Below are 14,157 nucleotides of genomic sequence, written 5' to 3'. Positions count from 1 at the left end.
CTCCTTCTGCCGTCGATTACTGGCTGTCTCCCATTCCGGTATAACCTTCACCATGCGTGAACAGGGACACATCGCGGCCAGCGGCGAGCGCTTTGCCTTCGGCAGCCCACAGCAGCCCGCGGCGCATCAGCTCCTTCACCTGCGGCATATCCACGATATCAGCATGATGCCCGAGCGAGTTGTAATAGACTCGTCCGAAGCCCCAGCGCTTCGTCCAGACAACCGGCATATCCACCGATTTATTCAGCATATGCGGTCCGGGCGCTACCGGAAATCTTGTCGTCGCCAGCACCTCAACCGCCGGATCGACATGAAGATAATACTGCTCGGAAACGACGTTGAAATCCTCCATGCCATCCACCAGCGGACTAGAGCTTTGCTTGATTTCGACCTTGTATGTGACACCGTCATTGCCCGGATGCGCTACCCATTGCCCCCCGGTCATGAACTGCCAGTCCACATTGTTCCGGAAGGCATCGCACATGCCGCCATGGCAGCCGGCCAGTCCGGTTCCGCGCTGCACGGCGTTCGACACGTTGTTCACTTGATCCTGGCTGATCTCGCCCATCGTCCATACCGGTACAATCAGATCCAGTCCGAGCAGCTTCTCCCCGTCATTGAATGCATCCAGCGTATCCGATACCTCAACCTCAAATTGTTCCTCACGCAGCAGCGATGCAAAAATGTCCGCTACTTGCCGGGGCTCATGTCCGTCCCAGCCTCCCCATACGATCAGCGCTTTTTTCATTGGTCAGCTCTCCTTTGTTATTGTTCTCTCCAGCGTGTAGTCTCTCCTCATCCCGTTACATTTCGGACAGCGGAACCCACCGCCGCTCCTCAATCGATTTATCCACCGCTTCAAGCACCGCCTGGCACTTGACGCCGTCGCGGAAATTCGGCTCGGGCTGGCGCCCCTCGGCGACAGCATTCGCCAGTTCAAGCACCTCGTGCGTGAACGTGTGCTCAAAGCCGATCGTATGGCCCGGCGGCCACCAGGCATCCATGTAATCATGGGCCGGGTCCGTAGCCAGAACGCGTCTGAAGCCCTGGACATCCTCATCATCGTTGGTAAAATACACCTGCAGCTCGTTCATGCGCTCAAAGTCGAACTTGATGCTGCCGAGACTGCCGTTAATTTCGAAGGAGTTCGTACAGCGATGACCAGCCGCAAAGCGGGTCGCCTCGAAGCTTCCAAGCGCGCCATTCTCGAAGCGGGCCAGAAACAAGGTGGCATCATCAACGGTAACCTGCCCTTTCGGACCGTCAGCGCTGCCTATGGCGCTCAGGCCCGTCATCTCGCTGGCCAGCGGCCGCTCCTTGATGAAGGTTTCGCTCATGCCGATCACCTCCGCGATATCGCCGACCAGATAGTGGGCCATATCAATGATGTGAGCCCCCAGATCGCCGTGAGAGCCGGAGCCGGCAATATCCTTCTGAAGCCGCCATACGAGCGGGAACTGCGGGTCCAGAATCCAGTCCTGCAAAAACCAGCCGCGGAAATGATAGATCTTGCCGAGCCTGCCGCTCTCGATAAGCTTTTTGGCCAGTTTTACGGCCGGGGAAAATCTATAGTTAAAGCCAACCATATGCACGATGCCGGCTTCCTCAGCTGCCTGGAGCATTTCCCGGGCATCCGACAGCGTGAGTGCCAGCGGCTTCTCACAGAAGATATGCTTTCCAGCCTTGGCTGCAGCAATTGCGATTTCCTTATGCGCATCGCTTGGCGCGTTGATATCGATCAGGTCGATGTCATCACGAGCGATCAGCGCTTTCCAATCGGTAACGCTTTCATTCCAGCCCAACTGGGTGGCCGCTTCCTGCACCGCCGCTTCGTTACGGCCGCAGATGGCCACCATCTCCGGCTTCAGTGCATCCGGAAAAAACATAGGCACACTGCGGTAAGCGTTACTGTGCGCCTTGCCCATAAATTTATAGCCGATCATTCCAACTCGCAATTGTTTCATGAGAATATCCTCCTTTACATTGTACGATTCAGGGAAGAAGCACGGACAACCAGTTCGGTCGGCAGCTGCAAGTGCATCCGCTCCCGGCGATCTGCCGGACCGCCTTGCTCCTCAAGCAAACGAAGCACATGCGATGCCGCAAGCTCGCCAAGCTGATAGAATGGAACCCGCACGCTGGTCAGCGGAGGATCGGACATCTCCGCCGAATCGGAATCATCATAGCCGACCAGGGCTGGCATATGCTCCGGCTTGACGCCTCGGGCGCGCAATCCTTGCGACAGACCGATGGCCATCCGGTCATTCGCCGCGAACACCGCGTCGATTCCCGGGAGAAGCGGAGCGATAAACTCTGCCGCAGCGTGGCCGCTCTTCCGGCTGAAATTGCCTTCGAACAGCAGCGACTCATCCGGCGTAATGCCGGCTTCATCCAGCGCCCGGCGGTATCCGGCCAGTCGGTCACGGCTGTTGGAATATACGTCCGGTCCGTTCAGGAAGGCAATTCGGCGATATCCGGCCTGCAGCAGATGGCGAACGGCACGGTAGCCTCCTTCGGCATGATCGGCGTCCACCACGTGGAAGTTCTCGCCGTCAAAGCGCTGATTGATCAGACAGTACGGATGTCCCCCCTGATCCAGCTCGCGTATCGCTTCCCGCTCGCCCAGCTCGTCCTTCGCGCCGAGAATAATGCATGCATCCACCTTACGGGACCGGAACAAGTTCATATAGTCCATCGTCCCGCCCGGCTCCCGAAACAGCATCAGGAGATCATACTTGTTCGCCTGTGCACGGCTTCCGATTCCGCTTAAAATTTCGGAGAAATAATAGGCGGAGAACAGTCTGGCCTTCGGAACGTACGGCATGACAACACCGAGATGGCCGCTTCGGCGCGTAGCAAAGCTCCGGGCGATGGCATTCGGCGTATAGCCAACCTGCCGCGCTGCAGCTAGCACCCGCTGCCTCGTCTCTTCCTTCATCGGGCCCACCCCGTTCAGTACACGTGAGACGGTAGCTTCCGATACGCCGGCAATCTGTGCAACTTCTTTACGGCTAGCAATAATTCATCATTCCTTCAGCAAATAATGTACGCGCGTACATTTTCTCATGCGCTCCTTGCTAAGTCAACTGCTTTTTCCGAAAAAAACAGATGTACAGCCACAAAAAAATTTAGATTGCTAAAGTGCAAACAGATGTGGTAATCTGCTACAGATACTTACTAAACACGTTTAATAAGTCGTGTATATACCACCGGATAGGAGAACGAAACCGCGATGATCACCGAGCAGCAAACGAACCGCCCTGCGAGGCGCAAGCTGAACAGGACCTACATCCTGCATCTGGCTACGATTTTTCTGGGATTTATTATTTTTGGCATCTCCGAGAACATCAAGGGGCCGGCCATTCCACGCATCCAGCTCGATTTCAATCTGAATGAAATGCAGATCGGCACCTTGCTGTCGCTCAATGCGCTCGGATACCTGATCGCCTGCTCGTTCACGGCCATTTTGACGCGCAAGATCGGGATTAAATGGGTGAGCATGCTCGCTTTTGGCACGATGGCGATATCCGGGATATTTATTTTTTGGGCCCATAGTTATTCCTGGTTTTCAGCTTCCTACTTCCTGATGTATATCGGCAACGGGATGCTCGAAATCGGCCTCGCTATTCTGTCAGCACGCATCTTTGTCAGAAATACCGGCACGATGATGAATTTATCCCACTTCTTCTACGGCATCAGCTCTACGGTCGCCCCGATGATTGCAACGGGACTGATGACCGTTACGATAGCTGGTCATACGCTGGACTGGCGAGGGATGTATTTTGCCATGCTGATGCTCTCGGTGCTTCCGATGATTCCGGCTGCCATGAGCAAGTTTCCAAGCGATGCCCCGGATGATGCAACAGGCTTGCAGCGAATTCCGCTGAAACAGCTGGTCAAGGACCGGGCGCTGTGGCTGATTGTCCTTATTCTGTCCTTTGGCGTCGTATCCGAGATGGCCGTTGGAGGCTGGCTCGTCAATTATCTCGAAAAGTCCTACCGCTGGGAGCCTTCGGCCGCAGCCGGCATGCTGTCCGCGTTCTTCCTGTGCTTCTCCGCAGCGAGGCTGCTGCTCGGCCCGATCACGGACCGGATCGGCTTTACTCTGTCGATCATCATCTTGTCCGGTCTAACGGGGGTATGCACCTTTGCCGCCATCTTCGGAGGCGAAAGCTATGCCTTTCTGTTTGCGGCAGCAGGGATCGGGATTGCCCCGATCTATCCGACGGTGATGGCGCTGATTGCCAGACGCTATCCTAGAGAGAGCGACACCGCCATCACCTTCGTGGTGACGATGATGGGCATCGGCAGCGTCATCGGCAACTATCTGATCGGAGCGATTACGAATGGCTTCAAGCAGCTGTTCGGGCAGGACACCGAGCTGGGCCTGCTGCGCGGCCTTCAAGCAGGCTATGGCTTCATCGGACTGTGCGCGCTGCTCTGCTCTGTTTTTGGCATGGTGCTGTACCGTTATCTGAAAGCACGCAAACAGCTGATTTGATTCATCACATAAAGACATAAGGAAAGCCTGCCCCCATTATCTGGGAGGCAGGCTTTCGATCTGCTAGACGGCGGCTGTCGCTGCAGCCCACCGGTCCTGACCGGGATACGGGCAACGCTTCTCAATCAGCTTCGCTGTAATCTGCACGATGCAGCCGCACAGGGTGCAGGTGGTCCCGCTTTGAAGCTTCGGGCACGAGGAGCAGGCGTTTAGACGCGCCTCGTATTGATCGTTCGGCACACAGCGCTCTTCGCTGAACATCGGGGAGGACAGCACACGCTGGATCTGTTCCTCCGTTACCTTGTACTCTTCCCTGCAGCCCTTGCAGCCGGATTCCTGCTGCCGCATGCTTCCCCCTCCTTTACCCGGCGCTCAACTCCAGCACCGTAACCGACATCGGGGCCAGCTTGGCGCGAAGCGTCTGATCTTCAACCTCGAAGTCGGTGAAGGCTGCCGGCTTGACGTTGTCTGCCGCCTCAAACGTATTGTGAGCATCCGGCGCTCCCGCTGTCAGCTGACGACCGCTCACTTTGGACAGCGATCCCTTCAAGCCTCGCAGAGCCACTGACACTTCCGCCTTCGACGCGTGGCTCAAGTTGCACAAGCTGACGTTGATTTTGCCGTCTTCGGTTCTGGACGCCGACACCGATACATGCGGAATCGACTCTCCGTCCATCTCATAGGCACCACCGCTGTAGTGTGTGTCAAGACGCTCGGCATCCTGGTGCACTTTATACATTTCAAACACATGATAGGTTGGGGTCAGCAGCATCTTCTCCCCTTCCGTCAAGATAACCGATTGAAGCACGTTCACAATCTGGGCGATATTGGCCATGACCACCCGGTCATTATGCTCGTGGAAGATATTGAGCGTAAGTCCGGCCACCAGCGCATCGCGAATCGTATTTTGCTGATACAGAAATCCAGGGTTCGTTCCCGGCTCCACATTATACCAGGTGCCCCATTCATCCACGATCAACCCGACCCGCTTGTCCGGATCATACTGATCCATAATGGCGGAGTGTCTTGTGATCAGCTCGTCCATATACAGCGCCTTCTTGAGCGTCTGGAACCATTCCTGAACGGGGAATCCGGTCGCCGCCCCCTTATCCGACCATTCTCTAGGCACGGTATAGTAATGCAGACTGATCGCATCCATAAAGCGATGCGCCTCTCTCATGACCACTTCCATCCAGCGGTAATCGTCAACGTTCGGACCGCAGGCAATTTTATAAATGGTATTATCGCCATAATTCCGCACGTAGGTCTGATATTGTCTGTACAGATCCGCATAATACTCTGGCCGCATGTTACCCCCGCAGCCCCAGTTCTCGTTGCCGACCCCGAAATATTTCAGCTTCCACGGCTGCTCCCGGCCGTTCTCCTTGCGCCAGTCCGCCATCGGAGACACCCCATCAAAGGTCATGTACTCCACCCATTCGGACATCTCCTGAACCGTACCGCTTCCCACGTTGCCGGATATGTAAGGCTCGCATTCCAGCAACTCGCAGAGGCGAAGGAATTCATGCGTGCCGAAATGGTTGTTCTCCACCACGCCGCCCCAGTGGGTATTGATCATCGATTTGCGCTGCGACCTCGGTCCCACGCCATCCTTCCAGTGATACTCGTCGGCAAAACAGCCGCCCGGCCAGCGCAATACGGGGATATTTAAATTCTTAAGCGCTTCCACAACGTCGTTGCGGATCCCTTCGGTATTCGGAATCGGCGAATCTTCTCCGACCCAGATTCCTTCATAGATGCAGCGTCCCAAATGCTCCGAGAAATGGCCATAAATATTGCGGTTAATCTTCCCTCTCGTTACATCCGTATTAATCGTGATTTCATGACTCATCGCTTCTTCTCTCCTCACGTTTTCTTTTTTACACATTTAATTAAAACAATTCATCATTTACTTAAACAAATAATAACGCCGACATGATGCATTCGTCAACCGAAAATATTAAACGTTTTCAACCCGGCCACATGGATGACAACTCGGCAAATCGGGATCCATTTTATGTATTTTTCTCCAGGGATACGGTTATTTTAAAAGATGAACTTGGCATACTGGACAACCATGGGCCAATCCAAAGCCCATCATCAAGAAAGGTGGTTACACATATGAACAGGAACAATCTGAAACTGGCAGCGCTGCTGCCTTTGCTGTTAATCCTTGCCCTCGGATGCTGTCTTCCTGCATTTGCAGAAGCGCTGTCTGCGCAGAATCCGAAAGAGACAATGCCGTCAGTCCGGTCACAGCAGCCGGGGGGCCATCCGCATGCAGAAGGGAAGCATGGCAAATGGTTCCGGGCCTTGGCTGACTATGTGAAGCTGGAACCGCAGGTGCTGAAAGAAAAGCTGAAAACTTCTTCACTGGCTGAAATCGCCAAGCAACAGGGCATTCCCCGTGAGCAAATCAAGGAAAAAGTGATGGAAATCATGAAGGATCGCGCCGCTTCCCATCCATCCACATCCGGAAAAACGGTGGATTACTCCGCCGCAGCCGATCGGCTGCTTGATTCAAAAGGCGGATGGCATGCGCGGGCGTACCACTACGGCAAAGCGATGGCCGACAGCAACGAGCTTGCCAGGCTGTTAAAGATGACACCGGAGCAGCTGAGACAACAGCTTCAGGCAGGCAAAAGCCTTGCCGAGATTGCCAAAGCGCAGGGCGTGCCGGTACAGGACGTGATCGATTTCCAGGTCAAATCCATTACGCAGCGCCTGGACCAGAAGCTGAAAGACGGAAAGATCACCAAGGAAAAATATGACGAGCGCATCGCCAAGCTGAACCAGTTTGTGACCGAATTTGTACATGGCAAGCTGATGTACCCGAAGCAGCCCCCGGCCGGCCATCACAGCTGATGCCGGAGGCATGGCGCTACGGTTCGCGCTGAGGCGAAGGTGAAAACCACAGTGCCTGATTGCACCGCGGAATACGTACAAGCCGCGACCATTAGAAAAAGCTGCCCGCGAAATCCGGAGAACCTCCTCCCTGTCCTTCAGACAGTGGCCGGTCCCGGTCGCGGGCAGCTTTCTGTTATGCTGATGGTTATGGCGTGTCAGATTATTTTATGGAATGTACTGCTGGATCACTTTGACAACCACACCGTCCTTGACGGTGATGTGATACGGGAACCACTTCATATCTACAAGCTCATCGTTGGCGAACAGCTCCCCAAAGCGTGACAGGGCTACTTTCTCATTCCAGACGATTTGCACATCTTCCCACTGGCCTGTGCGATCATAAATTTGAAGCAGAATCTCCGCATGCTCATCCACTGGCAGTGTTATATGCTCCTCGGTATCGTTCACGATATAATAACCGTCCGGCGCTTCTGTCATCTCAGGATCCTGTACCCGCTCGCGGAACACCTTGTCCGCTTCCTCTCCTTCATACCAGGTGATCGGATCCACATCAAGGTACAACTGACCATCCCGGATGTCGAGGGAGTGAATGTACACCGCCTGCTGGTTGGAAGCTTCCGGAACAGGCTCATAGCTATTGCTTGACGCCATTCCTGAGGTGGTTGTCATCATGAGCACAATGATAGTGAACAACACCATTCTCCATGCTGATTTTTTCATTTCCCGTCGTCGCTCCTTCACGTTGGGATGTGATTGATAGGTCTAATATGGGCAGGCTTTGCCTTCAGAAAAAATTACCCGGAGGCTGGCCGTCTCAAACGCGCCTTTTATAAGTATATGCATCCTTATTATATGATCTGATTTCCGGAATAAAGGTTTCAGATTGTTATAATTTACATGACAATATTTCAATCTTCGTCCAGGAGCAGCCGTAATGGGGGCGGGGGATTGTATATTGAAACGCAAAAAAGACCGGCCTCTGTGCAAGAGGCCGGTCAGCTCGCAAGCGATTAGCTTGTGAAAGCTTCCGTAAGTACAGGGACGATCTGGGATTTCCGGGAAACGACACCTTTCAGAAGCGCCTTGTTATCAGACAACGTGACATTGTAGGCCTTCTCAACCGCCTGTGACCCTTTTCCAAGCGCGAGCGCAACGGAATCATTGTTCAGGATGTCGGTTACTACAAACACAAACAGATCGAGATTTTTGTCGGCGATGATTGTGTGGATTGCATCTTCCAGCTCAGCTTGGCGGGACAGCACATCGTTGGTATCCACCGTGTTCACCTGGGCGATCTCCACTTTCGCTTCTCCCATCTGGAATTCTTTTGCATCCAGCGACAGCAGCTGGGCGATCGTTTTGTCGCTGACATCCGCACCGGCCTTGAGCATGCTCAGGCCATAGCTTTCCGCATCCACGCCTGCGATTTCGGCAAGCTCGCGCGCAGCGGCAACGTCTTCCTCCGTGCAGGTCGGGGATTTGAACAGCAGCGAGTCCGAGATAATGGCGGATAGCATAAGTCCGGCGATCTCCTTGCGAATGGCCACGCCTTTCTCCTTGTACAGCTTGTTCAGAATCGTTGCTGTGCAGCCGACAGGCTCGGCACGATAGTAAAGCGGCTGGCTTGTTTCAAAATTGGCGATCCGGTGATGGTCAATAACCTCCACCACGCGCACTTTATCGATATCGCTAGCGCTTTGCTGGCGCTCGTTATGATCGACCAGGATGACTTCCTCCGCCTCATTCGCTACCGTTTCAACCAGACGCGGCGCTTCCACCTTGAAATAATCCAGTGCGTAACGCGTCTCTCCATTTACTTCGCCCAGACGTACAGGCTCGGCGGACAGACCCAGTTGATTTTTCAGATCCGCATAAGCAATCGCAGAACAAATCGTATCCGTATCCGGATTTTTGTGACCAAAGATCAATGTTTTTGCCATGTATACTGCTCCTTTCATTCTATTCATATTCCTCTTCCACCTCGATAAAAGAGGCTCACCTATCTGATTATAGCGTTAAAATCTACTTATTCCAATTCCTTTACAGAGAATTTTTGTCCTTCTCTTCAACCAGCACAATTTCCGGCTCCGGAACAAAGCCGAATTCCTTATGGACAGCCTCGGTAATGAGATTAATCAGATAGATGACATCCGCGGCGGTCGCCTGATTGTAATTCAAAATCATGTTACCATGATGCGGCGAGATGATCGCTCCCCCATGCTCCGTCCCTTTCAGGTTCAGCTTGTCAACCAGGAAGCCTGTCGCAACACCGTAATCATAATTGTTCTTAAACACCGAGCCGCATGATGGATAATCGAAGTGCTTCTTGCCTGTACGGTAGCGGATAATATCGAGCATCGTTTGCGGTGTCTGAATGCCCCGTCCGGCCAAAGAATGGATCTCTCCGAGGAAGAATGAAAAGAAGCTCGGCAACGAAGACGGGTGACTCCCCCGGGCCTTCCACTCTGCCAGCAATACAGCGGCGGTTCTCACCTGTTCCTCGGAGCTGACGCAAAGCTTCAGATCCGCTCCGAGCACGATCCAGGGATGCTGCTGAAAGATCGATTGCTTGTAAGCAAACCGGCAGTCCTCGGCAGAAATGGAACGCACCTGAAGCGAAGGGTCCTCGGTATCGATATAATAGACAACATCCACGATGTCGCAAATTTGCTGTGCATTGTATTTGGCATTCATATAAATGCCAGCTCCCAGGCATCCCGGCAGCAGGAATGTGAAATCCAGCATATCGGTTCCGCCAACGAGTCCGAGCAGCGATAACAATGACATCGGCGTGCCCGCAGATACATACCACCGATCTTCGTTCGCCTTGATCTCCGCCATATTTTTCAAGGTGATAAACACCGTGTCCCTCCCCGGTTCGTCCGGAAAAAGAATGTTGGAGCCCATGCCAAAAATAAACCAGGGCATTCCGCGCCGCTTGCAGTCCTGCAGCAGCTCGGCCAGTTCCTCGCTCGTCTCGGGCATAGCCAGATAGTTGGCGTTACCGCCGATGCCATATGTTGAAAATTTCGCCAAAGGGACATTGCGCCTGCACAGTCGCTCTACAGCGGAATTATGTACATTCATATTGTCTGTCACTCCCTCTACCGCCCGCTTGTTGGGACAGTTTCTAATCCATTGCGGGATGCTACATCATTATGATGCAACTCCTTGACCGGTGTCAATCTGAGCCGTCACAAGCGACAGATTAAACAAAAATCCCTTGAAACGGCAGCGGGCTGCCCGTCTCAAGGGATCTGCAGAACATCGTATGCTTAAAGCATCATATCGTACCGAATTATTCCAGAAAGTCCTTCAGCCGCTTGCTCCGGCTCGGATGACGCAGCTTGCGCAGCGCCTTGGCTTCAATCTGGCGAATCCGTTCCCGGGTAACGCCGAATACCTGACCGACTTCCTCCAGGGTACGGGTTCTTCCGTCCTCGAGCCCGAAGCGGAGGCGAAGCACATTCTCTTCACGCTCGGTGAGCGTATCCAGCACTTCCTCCAGCTGTTCCCGCAGCAGCTCGAACGCTGCCGCGTCTGCCGGAGCAAGCGCGTCCTGGTCCTCGATAAAATCGCCAAGATTCGAATCGCTCTCTTCCCCGACCGGGGTTTCCAGCGATACAGGCTCTTGGGATACCTTCTGTATCTCTCTGACCTTCTCCGGACTGATGTCCATCTCTTTAGCAATTTCCTCCGGCGTCGGTTCGCGCCCCAGCTCCTGCAGGAGCTGTCTTGACACTCTGACCAGCTTGTTGATCGTTTCAACCATGTGAACCGGAATCCGGATGGTTCTGGCCTGATCCGCAATAGAACGCGTGATTGCCTGACGAATCCACCAGGTTGCGTATGTGCTGAATTTGAACCCTTTGGAGTAGTCGAATTTCTCAACTGCCTTGATCAGACCCATGTTGCCTTCCTGGATCAAGTCAAGAAACTGCATGCCTCGGCCTGCATAGCGTCTGGCAATGCTGACGACGAGACGAAGATTGGCTTCCGCAAGCCGGCGTTTGGCGTCCTCGTCCCCCTGCTCTATTCGTTTCGATAATTCCACTTCCTCATCTGCCGAGAGAAGGGGAACACGACCGATTTCTTTCAGGTACATACGAACTGGATCGCTGATCTTGATGCCTGGCGGAAGCGATAGATCATCATGAACGGAAAAATCTTCTGCTGGAGAAGCTGCCGTTTTTTCCGCCTCTTCCATCTCACGTTCCAATGCAAAATCCGCACTCTGACGGTTTTCCATTCTATGCCCCCCTGTTGACATTCCCAATATTTTGTGCTAATCTAATATTAGATTATTATGACAAATGCCCAATAATTATTTACCCCTCATTCTATCATGTTTTCGATTTTTTTTCAACATTTTAGTATAATTAATGAACCATCATAACCCGATCTCTTCCTGAGATCGGGTTTTATCATGTTATAGGAAGCGCCAGGCCTGCCTGAGCCCGGACCTATTTAATGGCCTTGCGCACCGCTTCCGCCTCGCTGTTCAGCCTGTTGATATCCGGGATCGGCACTTCCTCGTGATCCAGATTGTACTTCTGCTTCAGCGCCAGAGTGGCTAGAACCCTGTCATCGAGCATCTGCTCGGATATGCGCCCCGATTCAACCGCCTGCTGCAGCGCCTTGATGACAGCCTCCTCCTTGGCATAATCATGCCCGACCATGACGATATTGCTTCCGGCTTCTATCGAGGCCACAGCCGCCTCGCCGATGTCCGCGGTGGCGGCAACAGCGCCCATCGTCAGATCATCCGTGATGACAACGCCGGTAAAGCCAAGCTCCTCGCGCAGCAAACCGGTAATGACCGGCTTGGAGTAGGATGCAGGCGTATCCGGATCGATGCTTTCCATCAGCAGATGGGCCACCATGACCACATCGGCTCCTTGCTCGATCGCCTGCTGAAATGGCACCAGTTCGATCTCGTGCAGACGTTCGAGACTATGCTTTACAACAGGCAATCCGATGTGGGAATCAACCGCGGTATCGCCATGGCCGGGAAAATGTTTCACCACCGGCACGACGCCTTCGCGCTGGATGCCTTTCATCGATGCGATGCCGTGCTTGGCCACTCTATCCGGCGTCGTACCGAAGGAACGGTCGCCGATGACCGGATTGTCCGGATTGCTATCCACATCCAGCACCGGTGCATAGACCATGTTCAGCCCCAGCGAGGCCACCCTTGCCCCTATGAGCGAACCGAAGGTTTCGGTAAGCTCTCGATCCCCCTTGCCGCCGACGTCGCGGCTTGACGGCAGTTTCACATACGACTCGGGGAAGCGGGTGACACGCCCGCCTTCCTCATCGATACTGAGCCACAACGGAACCGGATTGTCGGCATTTTCCCTCTTCAACTCATTGATGAGCCCTACCGCCTGTTCCATGCTATCGATGTTATCCCTGAACAAGATAATGCCGCCGATATGATCGTCTCGTATCAGGCGGCGGGTGGTCTCATCCATCTTCGTCCCGTCGATGCCTACCATGACGAGCTGGCCGATCTTCTCATCAAGCTCAAGGCGGCTCAGTTCGGCTGCAGCCTGGAGCATAGCATCGGAGTCCGGGCCAGAACCGTTGTCTTCCCCTTCATCCTCAACAGGTGCCAAGTCATCGCTGCCGTTCCCCGCATCCTGCTCACCGGGCTCTTCCGGCGAAGGGGACTCCTGCCCTGACGTATCTCCGCCGGCCCCAGACTCAGACGCCTCGTGCGGGGCATCTGTCGCTCCCGTGCCTGAGCTAGCGCCCCCAGCGCAGCTGACGAGCGGCACCAGGAGGACAACAAGCAGCAGCCAGGACGCTATCGACCATTTCCTGAACATCTTGTCCCCGCCCCCTCTCGCACGCAACTTGCGATGCTAATGTGCTGCTTCTTACCTTGTATGATTGCGAATCCATGACATGGCGATCGTTCCTTCACCGGCATGAATGCCGACCACAGGAATAAAGGTCATAATCTCCGTCTGCAAGGATGGATGGGAACTGGTGATCTCCTGCTCCATCTGCTTGGCCTCTTCCTCATTGTTGGCATGCATAATACATACTTTTCGGATTTTCTTAATATCCTCCTTCAGCACGTCCATCATACGCTGGCGGGCTTTTTTGAACGTCCGAATCTTCTCTGCAACAACGATCTTCCCTTGATCGAAGCGAAGAAGCAGATGGATGCGCAGCAGCTGGCTGACCGCAAGCTGTGTGCCGGATACACGGCCGCTGCTGTGCAGCCGGTGCAGGCTCGCCGGAATCAGATAGAACCGCAAATTTTGCACCATGTTCTGGATCTTCTCCTTAATAACCCCTACCGTATCTCCCTGCTTGTACCATTCGATGCCGGATTCAATCATTTCACGCAGCGGGAATGCGCCTGCTTGGGAATCAATCCCGACGACATTCACTTCAGCGATCTCTGCTGCCTGCAAGGACGCATGGAGAGTACCGCTAAGCTCCGATGAACAATGGATGGCAATAACATCATCGTACTTGTCCTTCAATTGCTCGTACAGCTCGATAAATTCGCCGACTGGCGGCTGCGAGCTGCTGATTTTGCTTTCGTTCTTCATTTTTTCATAGAAGTCTTCTGCTGAAATGTCAATGCTCTCTCTGTACACTTCCTCCCCCACGATCAATCGTAACGGGACGATATACACGTGGTTATCCCTGGCAAAAAAAGGATCAATGGTGCAAGTGCTGTCGGTCACCCATGCAATGGATCTCATAATTGCTGCTCACGTCTCGCTTTCATTATTCATCTACGGCATCTGAAATGATACCGCTTTAAA

13 protein-coding genes are annotated in these 14,157 nt (G+C 53.7%); 2 read left to right on the top strand and 11 right to left on the bottom strand.

Annotated elements, in window-relative coordinates; genetic code table 11:
* Positions 1-16: 16 nt before the first annotated feature.
* The 3 genes from CHH75_RS17890 to CHH75_RS17880 are packed head-to-tail and all read right to left on the bottom strand — an operon-like array spanning position 17 to position 3,019.
* Positions 17-748, bottom strand: a complete 732-nt coding sequence (locus tag CHH75_RS17890) for a ThuA domain-containing protein (protein WP_095266259.1) — start codon at positions 746-748, stop codon at positions 17-19.
* Positions 749-803: 55 nt separating this feature from the next.
* Positions 804-1,964, bottom strand: coding sequence for a Gfo/Idh/MocA family protein (locus CHH75_RS17885; RefSeq protein WP_095398825.1), 1,161 nt, complete (start codon positions 1,962-1,964; stop codon positions 804-806).
* 14 nt (positions 1,965-1,978) lie between these two features.
* Complete coding sequence (locus tag CHH75_RS17880; protein WP_095266257.1) at positions 1,979-3,019, bottom strand: LacI family DNA-binding transcriptional regulator; 1,041 nt, start codon at positions 3,017-3,019, stop codon at positions 1,979-1,981.
* Positions 3,020-3,232: 213 nt separating this feature from the next.
* Between CHH75_RS17880 and CHH75_RS17875 the strand changes: the two genes are divergently transcribed.
* Positions 3,233-4,501, top strand: a complete 1,269-nt coding sequence (locus CHH75_RS17875; protein ID WP_095398824.1) for an MFS transporter — start codon at positions 3,233-3,235, stop codon at positions 4,499-4,501.
* Between the two features lie 63 nt (positions 4,502-4,564).
* Here the strand turns inward: CHH75_RS17875 and CHH75_RS17870 are convergent, their stop codons facing one another.
* The gene (locus CHH75_RS17870; RefSeq protein ID WP_095266255.1) at positions 4,565-4,849 is read right to left on the bottom strand and encodes a DUF6171 family protein; all 285 of its coding nucleotides are present in this window, start codon (positions 4,847-4,849) and stop codon (positions 4,565-4,567) included.
* A gap of 13 nt (positions 4,850-4,862) precedes the next feature.
* Positions 4,863-6,353 (bottom strand): alpha-N-arabinofuranosidase, encoded by a 1,491-nt coding sequence (locus tag CHH75_RS17865; protein ID WP_095266254.1) that lies wholly within the window; start codon positions 6,351-6,353, stop codon positions 4,863-4,865.
* Positions 6,354-6,622: 269 nt separating this feature from the next.
* On the opposite strand from CHH75_RS17865, the gene CHH75_RS17860 reads away from it, so the two are divergent.
* Positions 6,623-7,366, top strand: coding sequence for a hypothetical protein (locus CHH75_RS17860; protein ID WP_095398823.1), 744 nt, complete (start codon positions 6,623-6,625; stop codon positions 7,364-7,366).
* A gap of 207 nt (positions 7,367-7,573) precedes the next feature.
* Here CHH75_RS17860 and CHH75_RS17855 read toward each other — a convergent pair whose 3' ends face one another.
* The 6 genes from CHH75_RS17855 to CHH75_RS17830 form a co-directional block, all read right to left on the bottom strand.
* A complete protein-coding gene (locus tag CHH75_RS17855) occupies positions 7,574-8,089 on the bottom strand; it encodes a hypothetical protein (RefSeq protein WP_095398822.1) in 516 nt (171 codons plus the stop codon).
* A gap of 290 nt (positions 8,090-8,379) precedes the next feature.
* On the bottom strand, positions 8,380-9,309 hold the full coding sequence (locus CHH75_RS17850) for a manganese-dependent inorganic pyrophosphatase (RefSeq protein WP_095398848.1): 930 nt from the start codon (positions 9,307-9,309) through the stop codon (positions 8,380-8,382).
* 100 nt (positions 9,310-9,409) lie between these two features.
* Positions 9,410-10,456: a UDP-N-acetylmuramate dehydrogenase gene (locus CHH75_RS17845; protein ID WP_095266250.1), complete on the bottom strand. Its 1,047-nt coding sequence runs from the start codon at positions 10,454-10,456 to the stop codon at positions 9,410-9,412.
* Positions 10,457-10,667: 211 nt separating this feature from the next.
* Positions 10,668-11,576: an RNA polymerase sigma factor RpoD gene (gene rpoD, locus CHH75_RS17840; RefSeq protein WP_230875876.1), complete on the bottom strand. Its 909-nt coding sequence runs from the start codon at positions 11,574-11,576 to the stop codon at positions 10,668-10,670.
* 256 nt (positions 11,577-11,832) lie between these two features.
* Positions 11,833-13,200: a beta-N-acetylhexosaminidase gene (nagZ, locus tag CHH75_RS17835; RefSeq protein WP_095398821.1), complete on the bottom strand. Its 1,368-nt coding sequence runs from the start codon at positions 13,198-13,200 to the stop codon at positions 11,833-11,835.
* Positions 13,201-13,251: 51 nt separating this feature from the next.
* Positions 13,252-14,094: a DegV family protein gene (locus CHH75_RS17830; protein WP_095266247.1), complete on the bottom strand. Its 843-nt coding sequence runs from the start codon at positions 14,092-14,094 to the stop codon at positions 13,252-13,254.
* Positions 14,095-14,157: the final 63 nt, after the last annotated feature.

It is taken from the genome of Paenibacillus sp. 7541, assembly GCF_002276395.1.
In the GTDB taxonomy this organism is placed as follows: Bacteria; Bacillota; Bacilli; order Paenibacillales; family Paenibacillaceae; genus Paenibacillus_AQ; species Paenibacillus_AQ campinasensis.
The sequence above is the reverse complement of the archived record's forward strand: the minus strand, read 5'-3'. Positions and strand labels throughout refer to the sequence as shown.

Excerpts from the sequence above, each read along its gene's own strand:
- CHH75_RS17845 (WP_095266250.1), bottom strand. The coding sequence starts at position 10,456 with ATGAATGTACATAATTCCGCTGTAGAGCGACTGTGCAGGCGCAATGTC.
- CHH75_RS17885 (WP_095398825.1), bottom strand. The coding sequence starts at position 1,964 with ATGAAACAATTGCGAGTTGGAATGATCGGCTATAAATTTATGGGCAAG.
- CHH75_RS17875 (WP_095398824.1), top strand. The coding sequence starts at position 3,233 with ATGATCACCGAGCAGCAAACGAACCGCCCTGCGAGGCGCAAGCTGAAC.
- CHH75_RS17865 (WP_095266254.1), bottom strand. The coding sequence starts at position 6,353 with ATGAGTCATGAAATCACGATTAATACGGATGTAACGAGAGGGAAGATT.
- CHH75_RS17850 (WP_095398848.1), bottom strand. The coding sequence starts at position 9,309 with ATGGCAAAAACATTGATCTTTGGTCACAAAAATCCGGATACGGATACG.
- CHH75_RS17830 (WP_095266247.1), bottom strand. The coding sequence starts at position 14,094 with ATGAGATCCATTGCATGGGTGACCGACAGCACTTGCACCATTGATCCT.
- nagZ (WP_095398821.1), bottom strand. The coding sequence starts at position 13,200 with ATGTTCAGGAAATGGTCGATAGCGTCCTGGCTGCTGCTTGTTGTCCTC.
- CHH75_RS17890 (WP_095266259.1), bottom strand. The coding sequence starts at position 748 with ATGAAAAAAGCGCTGATCGTATGGGGAGGCTGGGACGGACATGAGCCC.
- CHH75_RS17870 (WP_095266255.1), bottom strand. The coding sequence starts at position 4,849 with ATGCGGCAGCAGGAATCCGGCTGCAAGGGCTGCAGGGAAGAGTACAAG.
- CHH75_RS17860 (WP_095398823.1), top strand. The coding sequence starts at position 6,623 with ATGAACAGGAACAATCTGAAACTGGCAGCGCTGCTGCCTTTGCTGTTA.
- rpoD (WP_230875876.1), bottom strand. The coding sequence starts at position 11,576 with ATGGAAGAGGCGGAAAAAACGGCAGCTTCTCCAGCAGAAGATTTTTCC.
- CHH75_RS17855 (WP_095398822.1), bottom strand. The coding sequence starts at position 8,089 with ATGAAAAAATCAGCATGGAGAATGGTGTTGTTCACTATCATTGTGCTC.